At 60.7% G+C, this 17,217-nt stretch carries 22 protein-coding genes; 11 read left to right on the top strand and 11 right to left on the bottom strand.

The window, feature by feature from the left end; translation table 11 throughout:
• The first annotated feature begins 19 nt into the window (after window positions 1-19).
• From ACORLH_RS17760 to ACORLH_RS17750, 3 genes are all read left to right on the top strand, one after another.
• Window positions 20-481 carry a DUF6173 family protein gene (locus ACORLH_RS17760; RefSeq protein WP_058245070.1) on the top strand — a complete coding sequence of 154 codons (462 nt, stop codon included), beginning with the start codon at window positions 20-22 and terminating at the stop codon, window positions 479-481.
• A gap of 111 nt (window positions 482-592) precedes the next feature.
• Entirely contained in the window at window positions 593-727 is a 135-nt protein-coding gene (locus ACORLH_RS17755; RefSeq protein WP_058245069.1) for an aa3-type cytochrome c oxidase subunit IV, read from the top strand.
• A 56-nt stretch (window positions 728-783) separates the two neighbouring features.
• Complete coding sequence (locus tag ACORLH_RS17750; RefSeq protein ID WP_321829697.1) at window positions 784-1,419, top strand: hypothetical protein; 636 nt, start codon at window positions 784-786, stop codon at window positions 1,417-1,419.
• A gap of 69 nt (window positions 1,420-1,488) precedes the next feature.
• Here the strand turns inward: ACORLH_RS17750 and ACORLH_RS17745 are convergent, their stop codons facing one another.
• The 5 genes from ACORLH_RS17745 to ACORLH_RS17725 all read right to left on the bottom strand — a co-directional run bounded on the left by ACORLH_RS17745 (window position 1,489) and on the right by ACORLH_RS17725 (window position 4,733).
• A complete protein-coding gene (locus ACORLH_RS17745; protein WP_058245068.1) occupies window positions 1,489-1,821 on the bottom strand; it encodes an AzlD domain-containing protein in 333 nt (110 codons plus the stop codon).
• On the bottom strand, window positions 1,821-2,555 hold the full coding sequence (locus ACORLH_RS17740; RefSeq protein WP_321829696.1) for an AzlC family ABC transporter permease: 735 nt from the start codon (window positions 2,553-2,555) through the stop codon (window positions 1,821-1,823). Before ACORLH_RS17740 ends, ACORLH_RS17745 begins: the two co-directional genes overlap by 1 nt.
• Before the next feature lie 107 nt (window positions 2,556-2,662).
• A complete protein-coding gene (locus ACORLH_RS17735) occupies window positions 2,663-3,670 on the bottom strand; it encodes a hypothetical protein (RefSeq protein ID WP_321829695.1) in 1,008 nt (335 codons plus the stop codon).
• Between the two features lie 28 nt (window positions 3,671-3,698).
• Entirely contained in the window at window positions 3,699-4,169 is a 471-nt protein-coding gene (gene greA / locus ACORLH_RS17730) for a transcription elongation factor GreA (protein ID WP_321829694.1), read from the bottom strand.
• A 177-nt stretch (window positions 4,170-4,346) separates the two neighbouring features.
• Complete coding sequence (locus ACORLH_RS17725; protein ID WP_321829693.1) at window positions 4,347-4,733, bottom strand: VOC family protein; 387 nt, start codon at window positions 4,731-4,733, stop codon at window positions 4,347-4,349.
• An 80-nt stretch (window positions 4,734-4,813) separates the two neighbouring features.
• Between ACORLH_RS17725 and soxR the strand changes: the two genes are divergently transcribed.
• Both soxR and ACORLH_RS17715 read left to right on the top strand, forming a co-directional pair.
• Entirely contained in the window at window positions 4,814-5,305 is a 492-nt protein-coding gene (gene soxR / locus ACORLH_RS17720; RefSeq protein ID WP_321829692.1) for a redox-sensitive transcriptional activator SoxR, read from the top strand.
• 177 nt (window positions 5,306-5,482) lie between these two features.
• A complete protein-coding gene (locus ACORLH_RS17715; RefSeq protein WP_321829691.1) occupies window positions 5,483-7,135 on the top strand; it encodes an electron transfer flavoprotein-ubiquinone oxidoreductase in 1,653 nt (550 codons plus the stop codon).
• A gap of 59 nt (window positions 7,136-7,194) precedes the next feature.
• On the opposite strand, the gene ACORLH_RS17710 is transcribed toward ACORLH_RS17715, so the two are convergent.
• Window positions 7,195-7,737, bottom strand: a complete 543-nt coding sequence (locus ACORLH_RS17710; protein ID WP_321829690.1) for a dihydrofolate reductase family protein — start codon at window positions 7,735-7,737, stop codon at window positions 7,195-7,197.
• A gap of 170 nt (window positions 7,738-7,907) precedes the next feature.
• On the opposite strand from ACORLH_RS17710, the gene ACORLH_RS17705 reads away from it, so the two are divergent.
• Window positions 7,908-9,614, top strand: coding sequence for a tetratricopeptide repeat protein (locus ACORLH_RS17705; protein ID WP_321829689.1), 1,707 nt, complete (start codon window positions 7,908-7,910; stop codon window positions 9,612-9,614).
• Window positions 9,615-9,624: 10 nt separating this feature from the next.
• On the top strand, window positions 9,625-10,434 hold the full coding sequence (locus ACORLH_RS17700; RefSeq protein ID WP_321829688.1) for a 4-(cytidine 5'-diphospho)-2-C-methyl-D-erythritol kinase: 810 nt from the start codon (window positions 9,625-9,627) through the stop codon (window positions 10,432-10,434).
• Between the two features lie 3 nt (window positions 10,435-10,437).
• Here the strand turns inward: ACORLH_RS17700 and ACORLH_RS17695 are convergent, their stop codons facing one another.
• Window positions 10,438-11,439, bottom strand: a complete 1,002-nt coding sequence (locus ACORLH_RS17695) for a polyprenyl synthetase family protein (protein ID WP_321832848.1) — start codon at window positions 11,437-11,439, stop codon at window positions 10,438-10,440.
• Between the two features lie 65 nt (window positions 11,440-11,504).
• On the opposite strand from ACORLH_RS17695, the gene ACORLH_RS17690 reads away from it, so the two are divergent.
• The 3 genes from ACORLH_RS17690 to ACORLH_RS17680 all read left to right on the top strand — a co-directional run bounded on the left by ACORLH_RS17690 (window position 11,505) and on the right by ACORLH_RS17680 (window position 12,785).
• Window positions 11,505-11,720 carry a DUF2007 domain-containing protein gene (locus ACORLH_RS17690; protein WP_321829687.1) on the top strand — a complete coding sequence of 72 codons (216 nt, stop codon included), beginning with the start codon at window positions 11,505-11,507 and terminating at the stop codon, window positions 11,718-11,720.
• Between the two features lie 11 nt (window positions 11,721-11,731).
• Entirely contained in the window at window positions 11,732-12,484 is a 753-nt protein-coding gene (locus ACORLH_RS17685) for a tRNA1(Val) (adenine(37)-N6)-methyltransferase (RefSeq protein ID WP_321829685.1), read from the top strand.
• 127 nt (window positions 12,485-12,611) lie between these two features.
• A complete protein-coding gene (locus ACORLH_RS17680) occupies window positions 12,612-12,785 on the top strand; it encodes a YdcH family protein (RefSeq protein ID WP_082626421.1) in 174 nt (57 codons plus the stop codon).
• On the opposite strand, the gene ACORLH_RS17675 is transcribed toward ACORLH_RS17680, so the two are convergent.
• Together ACORLH_RS17675 and ACORLH_RS17670 are read right to left on the bottom strand one after the other, a co-directional pair.
• Window positions 12,786-13,649, bottom strand: coding sequence for a DMT family transporter (locus ACORLH_RS17675; RefSeq protein ID WP_321832847.1), 864 nt, complete (start codon window positions 13,647-13,649; stop codon window positions 12,786-12,788). It lies immediately after the preceding gene.
• Window positions 13,650-13,699: 50 nt separating this feature from the next.
• Window positions 13,700-14,647: a transcriptional regulator GcvA gene (locus ACORLH_RS17670; RefSeq protein WP_321829684.1), complete on the bottom strand. Its 948-nt coding sequence runs from the start codon at window positions 14,645-14,647 to the stop codon at window positions 13,700-13,702.
• Between the two features lie 108 nt (window positions 14,648-14,755).
• On the opposite strand from ACORLH_RS17670, the gene ACORLH_RS17665 reads away from it, so the two are divergent.
• The gene (locus tag ACORLH_RS17665; RefSeq protein WP_321829683.1) at window positions 14,756-14,914 is read left to right on the top strand and encodes a hypothetical protein; all 159 of its coding nucleotides are present in this window, start codon (window positions 14,756-14,758) and stop codon (window positions 14,912-14,914) included.
• An 84-nt stretch (window positions 14,915-14,998) separates the two neighbouring features.
• Here ACORLH_RS17665 and phbB read toward each other — a convergent pair whose 3' ends face one another.
• Together phbB and ACORLH_RS17655 are read right to left on the bottom strand one after the other, a co-directional pair.
• Complete coding sequence (gene phbB, locus ACORLH_RS17660; protein WP_321829682.1) at window positions 14,999-15,721, bottom strand: acetoacetyl-CoA reductase; 723 nt, start codon at window positions 15,719-15,721, stop codon at window positions 14,999-15,001.
• 185 nt (window positions 15,722-15,906) lie between these two features.
• Complete coding sequence (locus ACORLH_RS17655) at window positions 15,907-17,085, bottom strand: acetyl-CoA C-acetyltransferase (protein WP_321829681.1); 1,179 nt, start codon at window positions 17,083-17,085, stop codon at window positions 15,907-15,909.
• Window positions 17,086-17,217: the final 132 nt, after the last annotated feature.

Here is a 17,217-nt window from a genome sequence, read left to right as displayed (position 1 = left end):
GAAAGGGAAGGAACGCGCGATGGACGACGAAATCCGCACCTCAGCTGAGGTTCATGAAACCACCGCGCTGCCGCGCCGCCATGAGGTGCATGCCGATCCCGATGCCCCCGCAGCCAAAGTGGACCGCGCCGTCCCTGCCGCCGTTGCCGCAACGCCGGTGCAGCAGAAAAGCGCGGCCCAATGGGCCTATGAGCGGCTGATCCTCTACATCCAGAACTTTGAACAGACGCTGGATCAGAACCATGAGGTCGCCATGGGCTTTGCCGGCAGCAACGCTGGTGTCCTGCGGATCGAAGGTATGGGGTATTTCGACCCCGATATCGTGACCTTCTACGGATCTGATGAGGCAGGCACCAAAACCCAGCTGGTGCAGCATGTCAGCCAGCTGAGCGTCATTCTGCGCGCCCTGCAGAAGCAGCCAGAGGCACCTGAGCCCAATCGCATCGGCTTCCGTCTGGCGGCGGATCTTGAGAAAGGCTAAGCGACAGGAGGCGTCTGTGAAAATGGGCGCATCTGTCGTGGTGACACCCGTTGAAAAATCCGCTAATCAGCGTTGAACAGCGAAATATCAAGCCAACAAAAGGACGTGACTATGGCTGAGCACAAGCATGGCGAAATGGACATCGAAGTTCAGGAAAAGACCTATGAGGGCTTCATCAACTTCACCAAATGGTCGGTTGTGGCAATCATCGCCATCCTGATTTTCATGGCTCTGGTAAACGCCTAAGCTTTGATCCGGCCCTGATCTGCAAAGGTCCGGGCAAACCCGAGTGGGGGACCGCGATGCGTAATGTGATGCTTGCGATGGCTGCAGTATCGATGCTGTCGGCTTGTGTGGTGAAACAGGATCCCCCCATTTCGGATGAGGTGCTGGCGGCCTCGGTCTATCAACACGACGGGCCGCCGCGTCTGACCCTTTTCACCATGATCAACAACCGGACGGGCCGCGGCGCGCATACCTCGCTGATGATCAACGGCTCACAGCGGGTGATCTTCGATCCGGCCGGGTCCTTCCGCAAAGGCGGGATCGTGACCCGGGATGATGTTGTTTACAACGTCACGCCAAAGCTGGCCGACATCTACACCCGGTTCCACGCCCGCCAGACCTACCATGTTGTGGTGCAGGAACTGGATGTCAGCGCCGAAGTGGCCGAACAGGCGCTGCAGCTGGCGCTTGCCCGCGGTGAGGTGCCGGATGCCTATTGCGCCAATTCCACGTCTGAGCTGCTGGCAAAACTGCCCGGCTTCGAAGGGATTGAGAAAACCTGGTACCCCAAGGACCTGTCCGAACAGTTCAATCAGATCCCCGGCGTCAGCCGATCGGAACTGTATGAATATGACGATGGTGACCGTTTCAAAGCGCTGGAAGCATTTGATGCTGAACGGGTGCGTGACAACATGGCGGCCAACGGCCACTAACCCTGTCAGAATACCCTCACGATATCGCCCGGTCTGATCTCAGGCCGGGTTTTTCTTATCGGGTTCTGCTTATCCCAGAAGGTACAGCAATGCGTAAAGCGTTGCGGCGCCTGCAACAATCGCGGCCAGTACGTTCTTGGTCACATAGCCCACCGCAAGCGTCACAATGCCGGCCAGAACCCGTGGCAGATCAAAACTGCCACCGGTGGCAGGGGGCCAGACGACCAGCGGGGCCACAAGGCCCGGCAGGATCGCCACAGCCGTATAGCGCAGGTGGCGCAGCGCCCATTCCGGCATCTGGCGATCGCCGATCAGCCCGATAAACACAAAGCGCAGCGCAAAACTGCCCAGCCCAAGGCCGATGATCACGGTCCAAAGCGCGGTAGATGAAATCTCGGTCATCACTTGGCCTCCTGCGGGGTGGGGGTGGTGGGTCCGGCGCGGCGTTCCAGCCACAGCTCAACCTGCGCCCCGGTGATCATTGCACCCAAACCGGCGACCAGCAGGCCCAGATTATAGGGCAGGAAGGCAAAGGTCAGCGACAGCACCACAGACATCAGTGCCGCCGCACGATGGGCGCCTGTGCGCAGCATCGGGCCGGTCATCGCGATAAAGGTGATCGGCACGGCAAAATCCAGCGCCAGACCGTCCGGAATGCCGCTGCCTACCCAGGCGCCGGCAGCCGTTGCCACATACCACAGCGGGCAGATCATCACGACCGCGCCGAAGAAGTAGCGCACCTTGTCCTGCGTGGTCCAATGCGGATTGCGCTCATAGGCGGCGATGGCGCAGGCATAGCTTTGGTCGATGGTGAAATAGGCGATGATCGCGCGCTGCCACAGGGGGGCAGGGCCCACATGCGGCGTCAGGGAGGCCGAATACATCGCCATCCGCAGATTGACCGCCAGCGCCGAGGTCAGCACCAAAAACGTGGGCACATGTTCGGTCAGCAGCTGCAGCGCGGTGAACTGGGCCGCACCCGCGATCACCACAACAGAGAAGCTGAGCGCTTCAAACATGTTCAGCCCGGCCTCAGCTGAGACCACGCCGAAAAGCATACCGAAGGGAATCACCACGGCGATGAAGGGCAGGCCGTCTGTCAGGCCTTGCCGGATAGGGGAGGCAGAGGAACGCATGGTTGACCAAAGTTAATTATTTTTCTCTGGGTAACGGCGCAACACGGCAGATGCAATCCCATGCTCTGTGCATTGCGGCACATTGGGGGCTGCGCTGCGTCCTGAGCTTAATCGAAGCTGCCGGCAACACGCCCCAACAGCATGAAGGCCCGCGCCGTGCGGGTTTCCGACAGGGCGGTGATCTCGGCATCTGTTGCCGTAGCTTCAAAGTCCTGGAACATCCGGTCAAAACGGCGCAGGAAATGATGCGCTGTGTCGCGGAAAATCGGATCTTCTTTCATCCGGCCCGCGCTCAGCGCCAGTGAGCTGCGATCGTGAATGCCGCCGATCTTGGCCACAACCCGTCCGCGTTCGCCTTGAGCAAAGCGGCGCCAGATCTCGGGCTTGCACAGGTCAGGGCGCAGATCGTCCATATAGATCCCATCTTGGCTGAGCAGCGTCAGAATATCCTGACTGGCCTGAATCAGCAGCGATGCATCACGGTCTTTCAGCGCCCGACGCAACGCGGCGAACCCTTCTTCGTCCTCAGCCGTGTCGGGAAAGTTCAGCGCCCGCACAAATGTCGCGCGCGACAGCGGTGGCGAAAGCTCCTCCGCCGGGGTGCCCAGCGGCAGGTCGCCCTGGTCTTCCTCAGGCGCTTTGGGCACGGGTTGGCTGGGACGCAGCGCCTCGCGGTCCCGCGACGAGGTGAAGGTTGCCAGCGCAGTTTCCGTCTTGCGCTGCGCCTCTGCAATCTCTTCCAGCTTTTTCGCGACCGTTGCTTCGGTCTGCGGTGCATTGCCCTGCGCCTGCGCCACATAGGCGTGGCGGATGGCATCAATGGCGGCCTGCAGGCGGGCGCTTTCTTCGCGCATCACCCGGCTGGACCGAGCCGCCGTTGCCCCGACCCAGATCATCGCCACCGGCAGGAACACCACCAGCAGCGTCATCAGGAACCGCAGGCTGTCAGGCTCTGCCGGGGCTTCGGGTTGCGGCAATGTGACAAAGAACCAGCCCGCCCCCGCGACCCAGATCACGCTCAGCACAATAGCGACCAGTTCGAAACCGGTGATCCGCGCCTGGCTTGGCTTGTCATAAAGGCCCATCGGGGTGGGGTTACTGCGTTTGTCGGTCATTGCCGCGACCTGTTTTTGTCTGATGGGATCAGATGTATTCGATTTTCAGCACTTCGTAGGAGCGCACGCCACCGGGGGTGCGGACCTCAACGCTGTCGCCGTCTTCTTTGCCGATCAGGGCGCGGGCGATGGGCGATTTGATGTTCAACAGGCCCTTTTCGACGTTGGCTTCGTATTCGCCAACAATTTGCCAGACCTTCTCTTCATCGGTGTCTTCATCCACCAAGGTGACGGTGGCGCCAAACTTGATGGCCCCCGACAGTGAGGTGGGATCGATGACATCCGCCAGCGAAATCACGCCTTCCAGCTCTTTGATGCGACCTTCGATGAAGCTCTGCTTCTCGCGCGCCGAATGGTATTCGGCGTTTTCCGACAGATCGCCCAGCTCACGCGCTTCGGCGATGGCTTTGATGATGGTCGGGCGCTCGACAGATTTCAGGTGCTTCAGCTCGGTTTCCAGCGCTGCAAACCCGCCGTGGGTCATCGGTATCTTTTCCATGGGCCCCTTTTCCATGAGAAGGGGCGGCGGGTCGGATTGCGACCCGCCGCCTTGTTATTGTTGCTTGGTAAATACCTGACCCAAACCGGGGGCGAAATGCAAGGGGCAGGGGGACATTCGGCTGGCAAATTTGTGCCGTTTGGGCGCGGTTTAGACCCAATGTCAGCCCGGTGCAGATCAGGCGGCGTAGCTGACAACTTCGAATTCAATGCCATCGGAATCGTGGAAGTAGAAGCGCCTGCCGGGTTCGTAATCGCCGTGGTTGCCCGTGGCAAAACCAGCGGCTTTGACGCGATCCTCGACCCCATCCAGATCGTCAACAACCACGGCCAGATGGTTCAGCCCACCACGGACAGTGTAGCTGTTGTCATGGCCGTCTTTGGCCGCATCACCGGGGGTGTAAAGCGCCAGGTATGAGGTCTCATTGCCGACATGGATAGTGTAGCCGCCATTGATGGCCGCCCCTTCCCAGCGGATTTTCCAGCCAAATACCTGGCCCAGCCACTCGGCTGTTTTCTGTGGATCGGAAACGGTGACGTTGGCGTGTTCTAGGCTGACATTCATGATAATTTCCTTTCATTTATTGATTTATCAGTCTCTTGCAGGCTATTTTCTGAAGTGTACTTTAGGTCAAGGGGTAAGAAATGAACCAAAACAATCGGTTACGCCTTAGATCAGGGCTGTCGATCGGGGCTTTGGCGGATCGCACCGGCCTCGCCGCCTCGGCAATTCGGTTCTACGAATCCGAAGGGCTGGTCCATCCGTGGCGCAATGCCGGCGGGCAGCGGCGGTTTGAACGGTCGGACATCCGGCGGCTGTCTTTCGTGATGATCGCGCAGAAATTTGGCTTCTCCATCGCGCGGATCCGCGAGGTGATGCAGCGTCTGCCGGATCGCCGCACACCAAACGCCGCCGACTGGCGCCAGATCTCGGAAGAGTTCCGCGAAGAGCTGGACAGCCGCATCGCAGCATTGGAGCGGATGCGCGACAAGCTGGATGGCTGTATTGGCTGCGGCTGCCTGTCGATGAAGGCCTGTGCGCTATATAACGATGAGGACAAAGCCCATGAGAAGGGGGATGGCCCGCGTTACCTCCTGGGGGATGAGGCGGCGACGCGCCCGCCGGCGAAGGATTAACACCTTAAATTGCAAGGTTTTTCCCGATAGGCCGGAAACAGGCCCTGAAAGGCCGGAAACAGCGATCCACGGGCGGGCTGTGACGATTTAACGTCCCGTCGTAATTGACGAACAATGCTGCAGCGCGGTAACCACGGGCGAAATAAAGTTTCGCGCCGCATCCAAGGAGGGCCACCCATGTCGGAAATCGAACGGGAAGCAATGGAATATGATGTTGTCATCGTAGGCGCAGGCCCCGCGGGCCTGTCTGCGGCGATCCGTCTGAAACAACTGGATGCCGATCTAGAAGTTGTTGTTCTGGAAAAAGGCTCCGAGGTTGGCGCGCATATCCTGTCGGGGGCTGTGCTGGATCCTTGCGGTCTGGATAAGCTGATCCCGGACTGGAAAGAAAAAGGCGCACCGCTGAACGTTCCGGTGACCGAAGATAACTTCTACATGCTGGGCGAAGCCGGCGAAGTGCGCATCCCGAACTTCCCGATGCCGCCCCTGATGAACAACCACGGCAACTACATCGTCTCCATGGGCAACGTCTGCCGCTGGATGGCGGAGCAGGCCGAAGAGCTGGGTGTTGAGATTTTCCCAGGCATGGCGTGTTCCGAATTGGTTTACGGCGATCAGGGCACCGTCAAAGGTGTGGTTGCAGGCGAGTTCGGCAAAAACGCTGACGGCACCCAGGGCTCTGGCTATGAGCCGGGCATGGAGCTGCACGGCAAATACGTCTTCCTGTCCGAAGGTGTGCGCGGGTCGCTCTCCAAAGAGGTGATCGAACGCTACGGCCTGTCTGATGGCAAAGAGCCGCAGAAGTTTGGCGTCGGCATGAAAGAGATCTGGGAGATCGATCCGGCCAAACACAAAGAGGGCACCGTCACCCACACCATGGGCTGGCCGCTGGGCTCAAACGCGGGTGGTGGTTCTTTCGTCTATCACCTGGAAAACAATCAGGTCTATGTCGGCTTTGTGGTTCACCTGAACTACAAGAACCCGCATCTGTTCCCCTACATGGAATTCCAGCGCTTCAAGCATCACCCGATGATCGCTGAACTGCTGAAAGGCGGCAAACGTGTGGCCTATGGTGCGCGTGCGATTTCCGAAGGCGGCTATCAGTCGATGCCGCAGATGGTGGCGCCCGGCGTGGCGCTGCTGGGCTGTTCGGTCGGCATGGTCAACGTGCCGCGCATCAAGGGCAACCACAACGCCATGCTCTCGGGCATCGCGGCGGCTGAGGCGGCAAATGACGCGATCAAGGCGGGCCGCTCCAGCGATGAACTGCATGATTACGAAACTGAGGTGCGCAAAGGCGCCATCGGCAAAGACCTGAAAAAGGTCCGCAACGTGAAACCGCTGTGGTCCAAGTTCGGCCTCACCGCCTCGCTGACGCTGGGTGGCTTTGACATGTGGTTCCAGACCCTGACCGGCGGCTTCTCGCTGTTTGGGACGCTGAAACACGGCAAGACTGACGCGGCAGCCACCGAACCGGCGTCGGTGCACAAGCCGATTGATTACCCCAAGCCCGATGGCACGCTCAGCTTTGACCGTCTGACCAACGTCAGCTTCTCCTTCACCAACCACGAAGAAACCCAGCCGCCGCATCTGCGTCTGGCCGATAACACCGTTCCGATTGGGAATAACCTGCCGATGTATGATGAACCGGCGCAGCGGTACTGCCCGGCCGGCGTCTATGAGGTGGTGGAGAAGGAAGGTAAGAAAGAGTTCGTGGTGAACTTCCAGAACTGCGTTCACTGCAAAACCTGTGACATCAAGGACCCCGCCCAGAACATCACCTGGGCCTGCCCGCAGGGGGGCGAAGGGCCAAACTATCCGAACATGTGATCCAACCGATCATCACATAGATCAAGGGCGGCCCAATGGGTCGCCCTTATGCATTCCGGTCAGGATTTCACCCGGTAATGCACCTGCAACAAGCCGCTGCTGAGGGTCAGGCTGCGCACCAGCTCCAGGTCCACATCCTGATCCAGCGACCCGAAAAGGGGTTTGCCGCGGCCCAGCAGGATCGGGATCTGCGTCAGTATCAATTCCTCGATCAACCCGGCCCGCAGGAAGCTTTGGATGACCTGCCCGCCATCGATGTAGGCGCGCGCCCAGCCCTCAGTCTGCAATTCCTCCATCAAGGCAGCGGGATCTTTCCGGGTGATTCGGACCTTATCCTTCAAATCGTCGCGAATATCGGCATCCGTCATGGTCCGGCTCATCACCACAACGGGTTTGGTGTAGGGCCAATCGCCAAAACTGGCGACTGTGCGAAAACTGCCGGACCCCATCACCAGACCATCCATACCGCTGAAGAAGCTGTTGTAGCCGCCATCTTCATCAACATCGGGCTGGGGCTGTTTCATCAGCCAATCCAAGTTGTTGTCTTCGCGCGCTACGAACCCATCAAGGCTGGTTGCGATGTAAACATGTCCTGTCGTCATCAGATCCCTCCGTGCTGCGTCACATCTAGGACGCTTGCGGGGCGCTGGCAAATCGCGCGCTGAGTTAACGCCCTGTTCACGCATCCGACAGATCCTAAGGCTTCTGTTTGCCTTTATCCGCAGGGTCGTTAATTTAACCTTTGAAACAGGCATCAAACGGGCAGGTATTCATGCGCAAAACGGTATCGGGATTCATTCTGGCTGCAGTCATGGGATTGGCGCCATTCGCGGCGCAGGCACAGGGACTGGCCGGGGCTTATCTGGCCGCACGCCATGCAGGGATGACCGCCGATTTCGAAGCCGCAGCGGATTACTACACCCGCGCCTTGGCCCGTGATCCGGGCAACCCGCAGCTGCTGGAATCCGCCACCCACGCGCAACTGGCGCTGGGTCGGCTGGATCGTGGCGTGCCAATTGCGCGCCGTCTGGACGCCGAAGGGCTGGCCAGCCAGATCGCCAATATGGTGTTGATGGCAGATGCCGCCGCCAAAGAAGACTATGCCACCCTGATCACCCGCGATGATGAGGGCAAAGGGGTTGGTCCGCTGATTGACGGTCTGGTGCGGGCCTGGGCCTTGATGGGGCAGGGCGATGTGTCGGATGCAATGACAGCGTTTGATCTGGTTGCAGAAGAACGCGGTCTGGGCGGCTTTGCCAACTTCCACAAAGCTTTGGCGCTGGCGCTTGTCGGCGACTATGAGGCAGCTGAGGTGATCTTTGCCGATCCTGCTGTTGCCGGCCTCAACCGCACCCGCCGGGGTGTCATCGCCTATCTGGAAGTGCTCAGCCAGCTGGAACGCGGCGACGAGGCGCTGCAATTGATCGAAGCGCAGTTTGGTCAGGATCTGGATCCCGAACTGCGTGGCCTGCAGGCGCAGCTGAAGGCGGGCAAGCCGCTGCCCTTCAACAGCGTCACCTCCGCCCGCGATGGCCTGGCTGAGGTCTACTACACCGTCGCCGCCGCGCTGAGCAATGAGGCTGAGGGGGACTACACGATCCTCTATTCCCGCGTTGCCGAATACCTGCGCCCCGACCTCACCGAGGCGCTGCTGCTCTCTGCGCAGCTGCTCGATGAGTTGCAGCTTTATGATCTGGCGGTGGAAACCTACGGCCGGATCGGATCTGACAATGCCTCCTTCCATGCGGCGGAACTGGGCCGCGCGGACGCGCTGCGCCGGGGTGGCCGGATTGATGAGGCCGCTGAGGTTCTGACCGCCCTGGCCTCCAGCCACGGCGATCTGCCGGTGGTGCATGTCACGCTGGGCGATCTGCGGCGCCAGACCAAGGAATTTGACGCGGCCGTGCGCGCCTATGATGCAGCGCTGGCGCTTTATGAGGTTGAAGAGCCCGGCCAGTGGTTTGTCTACTACGCCCGCGCCATCAGCTTTGAACGTCTGGACCGCTGGGAACAGGCCGAGGCCGACTTCCGCAAAGCGCTGGAGCTGAACCCGGATCACCCGCAGGTGCTGAACTATCTGGGCTATTCGCTGGTGGAAAAACGCATCAAGCTGGACGAAGCGCTGGATATGATCGAACGCGCGGTCGCCGCCCGTCCAAACAGCGGCTACATCGTCGATTCGCTGGGTTGGGTGCTCTACCGTCTTGGTCGCTACGAAGAGGCGGTGCCACATATGGAACGCGCCGCGGAACTGATGGCTGTTGATCCTGTGGTGAATGACCACTTGGGTGATGTCCTCTGGGCCGTCGGCCGCCATCGTGAGGCCGAATTCCAGTGGAAACGCGCCCTGTCCTTCATCGATCCTGATGATGTGCCCACCGATATCTCGCCCGACCGTGTGCGTGAGAAGCTGGAGGTTGGGCTGGACGCCGTGTTGGAAGGTGAAGGCGCCGCGCCGCTGCATGCGGTGAAGGACTGATCCCAAGACCATGGACAAGCTTGAGGGTTTCGCGCCCGCCAAGATCAATCTGACGCTGCATGTCACGGGTCAGCGGGCTGATGGCTATCACCTGCTGGATTCGCTGGTGGTCTTTGCCGATGTGGGTGACCACCTGACCTGTCGGCTAGGTGAGATGTCCTTGGCGGTCAGCGGCCCGTTGGCGCAGGGCGTGCCGGTCGGCCCCTCCAACCTTGTGTTCCGCGCGGCGGAGCTGATGGGTGCGCAGGCTACCATAACGCTGGAAAAACACCTGCCCGCAGCCGCCGGTATTGGCGGCGGCTCTTCCGATGCAGCGGCCGCCCTGCGGTTGCTGGCGGATCTGACCAGACGCGCCGTGCCGGATCAGGGGTTGAGCCTTGGCGCGGATGTGCCGGTCTGCATGCTAGCCCGCGCGGGTTTCATGCGGGGCATTGGTGAGGAGGTGACCCCGGTCGACCTGCCGCCGCTGCACGCGGTCTTGGTCAACCCCGGCGTCCCGGTGCCCACCGGTGCGGTATTTGGCGGGCTGGCCAGCAAGGATAACGCGCCGATGGATGCGCTGCCGACAGGCATCAGCGCCGATCAACTGCTGGCCTGGCTCTCCCGTCAGCGCAATGATCTGGAGGCCCCGGCGATTGCGGCGCAGCCGGTGATCGCCGATGTGCTGCAGGCGTTGCGGGAAAGTGGCGCGGGGCTTGCCCGCATGTCAGGCTCGGGCGCGACCTGCTTTGGACTTTACCCGGACAGCAAAAAGGCGGCTGACGCCGCCCTTGCATTGGCCCGCCCCGGTTGGTGGGTGCAGGCCACGGTTTTGTCCTAGCCGTCAGTTGATCCGCGCGACCACGTAATCGGCAATCTCAATCAGCAGCTGGCGCACCGGATGATCCGGCAGCACCTGCAGTGCATCCTTGGCCTTGGCGGCCCAGGCCAGCGCATCCTGACGGGTTTCTTCCAGCGTGTTGTGCTTCTTCAGCAGGCTCAGCGCGTGTTCCAGGTCGCCCTCTTCCTGGCGGCCCTTTTCAATGGTGCGCACCCAAAACGCGCGTTCCTCCGCGTCGGCTTTGGCAACTGCTTTGATCACCGGCAGGGTCAGTTTACGTTCGCGGAAATCATCCCCGACGTTTTTACCCGTCGCAGCGCTATCGCCCTGATAATCCAGCAGATCATCCACAATCTGGAAGGAGATGCCCAAAGCATCGCCATAGTCAAACAGCGCCTTCACCTGCTCTTCCGGTGCCTCGGCGATGACGCCGCCCACCTCGGTTGCGGCAGAAAACAGCGCGGCGGTCTTGCCGCGCACGACCTGCAGATAGATATCTTCGTCCGTGGCCAGATCGGTGGCCGCGGTCAGCTGCAGAACCTCACCTTCGGCAATCGTTGCCGAGGCATTGGACAGAATCGACAGCACCCGCAGGTTGCCCGGCTCAACCATCATCTGGAATGAGCGCGAGAACAGGTAATCACCGACCAGAACCGACGATTTATTGTCCCACATCAGGTTCGCTGTCGGACGGCCACGACGTTGGGCGCTTTCGTCGACCACATCATCATGCAGCAGCGTTGCAGTGTGGATGAACTCCACCGTGGTGGCCAGATGCACATCATAGGGGCCGTCGTAGCCGCACAGATCTGCCGCCGCCAAAGTCAGCATCGGACGCAGCCGTTTGCCGCCCGCATCGATCAGATGCGCGGTGACTTGCGGGATTCGCGGCGCGTGTTCGGACATCATGCGGGAATGAATCATTTCATTCACCGCCACCAGTTTGGTTTCCAGATGCGCCGCCAGACGCTCATGTGGTTTTGTGCTTGCGTGATCCAGGTTCATCTTGTCCCGCCCATGACGCTTCTTGTCCTCGACAAATCCGCACGTCATGCCCATATTTCCCCGATATGAAACAACTGCTTCGAACCACCGACCCGACGTCGATTGCCTTTGCCAAAGCGCTGCTTCAGGGGGAGGGTATAGACTGCTTTGAAATGGACGTAAACATGAGCGTCCTTGAGGGCAGCATCGGCATTTTGCCGCGCCGTCTGATGGTGCATGCTGACGACCTGGAAGAGGCCGAACAGGTGATGCGCGACAACGGTATCGCGCTGGAGGGCTGAGGCCGTTTCAGATGGCTGATCTGACCCACAATGATTTCCTCAACGGGGCCGTGAAGGCCTGGCAGCCGGCCAAGGGCTATCGTGCCGGGGTGGATCCTGTTCTTCTGGCGGCGTCCCTGCCTGCAAAACCGGGGCAAAGCGCGCTGGAACTGGGCTGCGGTGTGGGTGTGGCTTCCCTCTGCCTTTTGGCGCGGGTGCCTGAGGTCACGGTGACCGGGCTGGAACTGCAGGAGGACTATGCCCAACTGGCCCGCCGCAACGCGGCTGAGGCAGGCGCGGCATTTGACGTTGTGACCGGCGATTTGACCCAACTGCCAGAGGTGCTGCGCCAGCAACAGTTTGATCACGTTTTCGCCAATCCTCCCTATTTTCAGCGTGATCGGTCAACTGCAGCGCAGGATGCGGGGCGTGATATCGCCTTTGCCGGGGAAACGCCCTTGGCGGATTGGGTGGCGGTGGCGGCAAAGCGTTGCAAGCCTAAGGGCTATGTCAGCTTCATCCAACGGGCGGAGCGCCTGCCCGAGTTGATCAGCGCAATGGGCGGCGTGTTGGGATCGCTGCAGCTGTTGCCACTGATTCCCCGCGCGGGACGTGAGGCGCAGCTGGTCTTGATCCGTGGGCGTAAAAACGGGCGGGCTGACTTCCGCCTGCATGACGGTCTGGTGCTGCATCAGGGCGCGTACCACGGCAGCGATGGCGAAGATTATGCACCTGATATTCAGGCCGTTTTGCGCGATGGCGCGGCGCTGCCTTTCCCGGTGTAAGTCCCGCTGTAGGTCCTGGTGTAAGCAAATCACCGCTTGGGGTCTGTCTGCGCTGCGCTGCAGCGTGACAGGGGCGACGATCTATGATGGACTGAGAGTCTCGCACTAACATTGAGAGGAGAATTATATGGCCTTGAGTTCGCATATCGAAGAACTGAAGAAAAAACACAGTGCCCTCTCGCATCAGGTCGAAGAAGCGCAGCGCGCTCCCGGCACGTCGGATGCGGAAATTGCCGAAATGAAAAAGCAGAAACTGCGCCTGAAGGAAGAAATCGAACGGCTCAGTACCGCAACCGCCTGATCACTTTTTCAAGCTGGCGCGGGCAGCCAACCCCGCGCCACCCGTGATCAACAAAGCCGCCAGCCCCAGGGACCAGCTTGGGGCGGCGATGCCAAAGCCCACCAAAACCAGTGTCGACAGCAAAGGTGCCGCATAAGAGCTGACACCAAGCAGCTGAATGTCACCGCGTTTCACCCCGATATCCCAGACGTAGAAGGCCAGGCCCACAGGCCCCAGCCCCAGCGCGATGGCCGATCCCCACCCCCAGAGGCCAACCGGCCATTGGGTGGTTTCTGTTGCCAGATGCAGCAGGGCCGACAGGATCGCGGTTGCGATGCAAAACACCGCCACAGCCTCGGTCGGGATGTCGCCCAGTTTGCGCGACAGGACAGAATAGCCAGACCAGAACAGCGCGCATCCCAGCGCCAGCAGATAGCCGGGCAGGGCGCTGGCATCAAAGCCGCTGCCGCCGCCCTGGATGATCAGCGCGGCGCCCGCAAAGCCGACGATCCCGCCGATGAAATGCCCCGCCCGCAGTTTTTCCCCCGGCAGCAGCCCGGAAAACAACACGATCAACAGCGGCCAGAGGTAGGCGATCAGCCCGGCCTGCGCAGGGGGCGCCAACCGCAGGGCGCTGAAATAGAGCGCGTGATAGCCAAAGAGGCCAATCGTGCCAAAGGCATAGACCTTCAGCGGCACCGCTCGCAGCTTGCCCGCACCGCCGGTGACACCGGTCCAGATCACCCCCAATGTGCCACTGATGGCAAAGCAGATCGCGTTCAGCAGCAGAGGCGGCGTCGGGGCCGTGCCCACCGTAAACAGCGCCAGCAACGCCCAAAGCAGCACCGCAACAAAACCGATGGCCGTGGCGCGGGATCGGGGCATCGTCTGTGTGCCGCCCGTAGCATTGGGGGCGGGGGAATTTGCGCGGCTGGTCATGGGGCGGGGACGTCCTCTACCGGGATAATGGTTAATGCGTTGTGAACAGAAATGGTTTTAGCAATTTCTGCAAGCATCCATTCCCGCAGCGCCGCAATATGTGGACGGTTTTCCGTGCCCTGTCGGCAGAGGAACCGGAAATGCGCCTTGGTCCCCAGACCCACACCATAGGGGGCCACCAGCCGGCCATCATAGATGTCCTTGACCACCATGGCGCGGCGGCCCAGCACCACGCCGCCCCCGGCCAGGGCGGCGTCCACCGCATGGTCCGCGGCCGAAAAATGCAGACCATGTGTGGGCGCGTGATCCACCCCCATGGCGCGGAACCACGCCGCCCAGTCACAGGCGGGGCGCAGGAAATTGGTCGATTCGTCAAAGATCAGCGGCGCTTCGGTCAGGCTTTCGGGGGTGGGATAGCGCTCTGCCATTTCGGGCAGCATCACCGGGGTGAACCATTCGCTGCTGAGTTTTTGCGACCAGACACCATGGTCGGGACCGTAGCCAAACCGGATCGCCACATCGACCTCATCGCGGTCAAAGTCCATCATCCGCAATGTGGCGGAGAATCGCAGATCCACTTCGGGATGGGCGCGGGCAAATTCATAAAGGCGCGGCGCCATCCATTTGGCGGTGAAGGCCGGGCCTGCGGTGACGTTCAGCGTCGTATTGTCCTGCAACCTGCGTGTGGCGCGCCAGGCATTGGTCAGGGTCTGAAACGCTTCAGACGCGCCCGGTGACAGGGCGCGGCCCGCTTCGGTCAGCTCCACCGCGCGGTTAAGACGTATGAACAAAGGCGCGCCCAGATGCTCTTCAAGGGATTTGATCTGATAAGACAGCGCTGCGGGCGTCACATGTAATTCCTCCGCCGCTTTGGCAAAGGACATATGGCGCGCGGCCGCTTCAAAGGCACGAAGGGAGGTGAGGGGCGGTAGACGATCAGACATGTCAGTTAAATACAGCTTAACTGACGCCTTGGAAACTCTCGTTTGTCGCAGCCCAGTATAAACCGCATATTAGGGTCAGTTCAGACATCTTAATGACGGAGATACCCGATGATCGAAGTTGCCCAGACCCGCCAGAGCCAAGCCGCCTACGCCGCCGCCCACGCCGCACGTGGTGCCGCCTTCGTTGGTCTCTTCCGCGCCCTGTTTCGTTCCGCTGCGCCTGCCAAAACCTCGGCCGGCACTTACGGAACCGTCCCGCTGACCTGATCTTCAGGACTTACGAGACGAAAAGGCCGCCCACGGGAAAACCGGGGCGGCCTTTGTCACATCTGTCACATCTGGCTCTGGGGATCAGACGAAAAACTGACCGCCGTTGGCCGAAATGGTGGATCCGTTGATGAAACCCGCCTCATCAGACGCCAGGAAGGACACGCAGCGCGCAATCTCATCCGGTTCGCCCAGACGGCCGGTGGGGATCTGACCGATGATCGACTCGCGCACCTTTTCCGGCACGGCCATGACCATTTCGGTGGCGATGTAGCCGGGGCAGATGGCGTTGGCGGTGATGCCCGCGCGGGCGCCTTCCTGTGCCAGCGATTTCACAATGCCCAGATCACCGGCTTTGGTGGCGGCATAGTTCACCTGGGCGAACTGGCCCTTCTGCCCGTTGATCGAGGAAATCACGATCACCCGGCCAAACTTGCGATCCCGCATGCCGGGCCAGATCGGGTGCACGGTGTTGAACACGCCGGTCAGGTTGGTGTCGACCACCTGATGCCACTGTTCCGGGGTCATCTTGTGGAACGGTGCGTCGCGGGTGATGCCGGCATTGGCCACCACCACATCGATCGGGCCCAGGTCCGCTTCAACTTTGGCGATACCTGCGGCGCTGTCCTCGTAAGAGGCGACATTCCATTTGTAGGTCTTGATGCCGGTCTCCGCAGTGAAGGCTGCGGCGGCGTCGTCATTGCCTGCATAGGTCGCGGCAACCTCATAACCTTCGGACTTAAGCCGTTTGGAAATTGCGGCGCCGATCCCGCGTGATCCACCGGTTACAAGTGCAATTCGTGCCATGGTCTTCTCTCCGTTCGGAAATTGAGTTGGTAATAGTGTTACGTGTTGATTTTTGTTCGCGCAATATTATTTCGTGGTGAATTTTGCTATCTGTGGCAGTTTTTCGCACCTGCAGCACAGATTGCCTAAAAAAAGGGCGCCGTGGTGGCGCCCTTGATATGTGTCTTGCTCTCTCACCGGCGCCCTCAGGGACGTTCCAGGCACATGGCGACGCCCATGCCGCCACCGATGCAGAGTGTGGCCAGACCTTTTTTGGCCTCGCGCCGTTTCATTTCAAACAGCAGCGTATTGAGGATCCGGCAGCCCGAGGCGCCGATCGGGTGGCCGATGGCAATGGCGCCACCGTTCACGTTCACGATCGACGGGTCCCAGCCCATGTCTTTGTTCACGGCGCAGGCCTGGGCGGCGAAGGCTTCGTTGGCTTCGACCAGATCCAGATCGCCGGCGGCCCAACCGGCCTTGTCCAGCGCTTTGCGCGAGGCGTAGATCGGGCCAACGCCCATGATCGACGGATCCAGACCCGCGGTGGCGTAGGAGGCGATCCGGGCCAGAGGCTCCAGCCCGCGTTTTTCGGCCTCATCGGCGCTCATCAGCAGGACGGCGGCGGCGCCGTCGTTCAGGCCCGAGGCATTGGCCGCGGTGACGGTGCCACCGTCGCGGACAAAGGCAGGGCGCAGTTTTTGCATGTTTTCGATCGTTGCGCCGTGGCGGATGTATTCATCCTTGTCGACCACGATCTCACCTTTGCGGGTCTTGATGGTGAAGGGGATCACCTCATCATCAAATTTCCCTGCGTTCTGAGCGGCTTCGGCCTTGTTCTGCGAGGCAAGCGCAAACTCATCCTGCATGTCACGGCTGATCTGCCACTGCTCGGCAACATTCTCGGCCGTTTGGCCCATGTGGTAGCCGTTGAAGGCATCCCACAGACCGTCGCGGATCATCGAGTCGATGTATTTCACGTCGCCCATTTTGGTGCCGGCACGCAGATGCGCCACATGGGGGCTGAGGGTCATGTTTTCCTGACCACCTGCAGCCACAATCGCCGCATCGCCCAGCTGCACATGTTGGGCGCCCAAGGCAACGGCGCGCAGGCCCGAGCCACAAACCTGGTTGATGCCCCAGGCGGCGCTTTCGATCGGCAGGCCAGCGTTGATATGGGCCTGACGGGCAGGGTTCTGACCCTGACCGGCGGTCAGAACCTGACCGAGGATGGTTTCCGAAACCTCCCCCTTTTCGATCCCGGCGCGTTCTACGATCGCTTCCAGTACGGCTGCGCCTAGGTCATGGGCCGGGGTGTTTGCAAATGAGCCGCTGAATGATCCAACAGCGGTCCGCGCTGCCGATACGATGACGACATTGGTCATGTTCTTCCTCCACCAAGATCATGGCGGATCTGCGCAGGGGTAACGCGTCGCCGCGGGCCCAACACTTCCCGCCTTCCCCTTGGTCATAGAACATTCGCCGCAGTGCGGCAAGAGTGCGGAATTGCCGCGTTG

The sequence above is a fragment of the Thalassovita sp. genome, assembly GCF_963691685.1.
Classification (GTDB): domain Bacteria; phylum Pseudomonadota; class Alphaproteobacteria; order Rhodobacterales; family Rhodobacteraceae; genus Thalassobius.
This window is presented reverse-complemented; position numbering and strand designations above follow the sequence as displayed.

Coding starts and splice junctions, on each gene's coding strand:
- ACORLH_RS17715 (WP_321829691.1), top strand. CDS start 5,483: ATGTCGGAAATCGAACGGGAAGCAATGGAATATGATGTTGTCATCGTA.
- ACORLH_RS17685 (WP_321829685.1), top strand. CDS start 11,732: ATGGCTGATCTGACCCACAATGATTTCCTCAACGGGGCCGTGAAGGCC.
- ACORLH_RS17745 (WP_058245068.1), bottom strand. CDS start 1,821: ATGACCGAGATTTCATCTACCGCGCTTTGGACCGTGATCATCGGCCTT.
- ACORLH_RS17755 (WP_058245069.1), top strand. CDS start 593: ATGGCTGAGCACAAGCATGGCGAAATGGACATCGAAGTTCAGGAAAAG.
- ACORLH_RS17725 (WP_321829693.1), bottom strand. CDS start 4,733: ATGAATGTCAGCCTAGAACACGCCAACGTCACCGTTTCCGATCCACAG.
- ACORLH_RS17760 (WP_058245070.1), top strand. CDS start 20: ATGGACGACGAAATCCGCACCTCAGCTGAGGTTCATGAAACCACCGCG.
- ACORLH_RS17690 (WP_321829687.1), top strand. CDS start 11,505: ATGAAACAACTGCTTCGAACCACCGACCCGACGTCGATTGCCTTTGCC.
- ACORLH_RS17705 (WP_321829689.1), top strand. CDS start 7,908: ATGCGCAAAACGGTATCGGGATTCATTCTGGCTGCAGTCATGGGATTG.
- soxR (WP_321829692.1), top strand. CDS start 4,814: ATGAACCAAAACAATCGGTTACGCCTTAGATCAGGGCTGTCGATCGGG.
- ACORLH_RS17665 (WP_321829683.1), top strand. CDS start 14,756: ATGATCGAAGTTGCCCAGACCCGCCAGAGCCAAGCCGCCTACGCCGCC.
- ACORLH_RS17700 (WP_321829688.1), top strand. CDS start 9,625: ATGGACAAGCTTGAGGGTTTCGCGCCCGCCAAGATCAATCTGACGCTG.
- phbB (WP_321829682.1), bottom strand. CDS start 15,721: ATGGCACGAATTGCACTTGTAACCGGTGGATCACGCGGGATCGGCGCC.
- ACORLH_RS17675 (WP_321832847.1), bottom strand. CDS start 13,649: ATGCCCCGATCCCGCGCCACGGCCATCGGTTTTGTTGCGGTGCTGCTT.
- ACORLH_RS17710 (WP_321829690.1), bottom strand. CDS start 7,737: ATGACGACAGGACATGTTTACATCGCAACCAGCCTTGATGGGTTCGTA.
- ACORLH_RS17680 (WP_082626421.1), top strand. CDS start 12,612: ATGGCCTTGAGTTCGCATATCGAAGAACTGAAGAAAAAACACAGTGCC.
- ACORLH_RS17670 (WP_321829684.1), bottom strand. CDS start 14,647: ATGTCTGATCGTCTACCGCCCCTCACCTCCCTTCGTGCCTTTGAAGCG.
- ACORLH_RS17655 (WP_321829681.1), bottom strand. CDS start 17,085: ATGACCAATGTCGTCATCGTATCGGCAGCGCGGACCGCTGTTGGATCA.
- ACORLH_RS17740 (WP_321829696.1), bottom strand. CDS start 2,555: ATGCGTTCCTCTGCCTCCCCTATCCGGCAAGGCCTGACAGACGGCCTG.
- ACORLH_RS17750 (WP_321829697.1), top strand. CDS start 784: ATGCGTAATGTGATGCTTGCGATGGCTGCAGTATCGATGCTGTCGGCT.
- ACORLH_RS17695 (WP_321832848.1), bottom strand. CDS start 11,439: ATGAACCTGGATCACGCAAGCACAAAACCACATGAGCGTCTGGCGGCG.
- ACORLH_RS17735 (WP_321829695.1), bottom strand. CDS start 3,670: ATGACCGACAAACGCAGTAACCCCACCCCGATGGGCCTTTATGACAAG.
- greA (WP_321829694.1), bottom strand. CDS start 4,169: ATGGAAAAGATACCGATGACCCACGGCGGGTTTGCAGCGCTGGAAACC.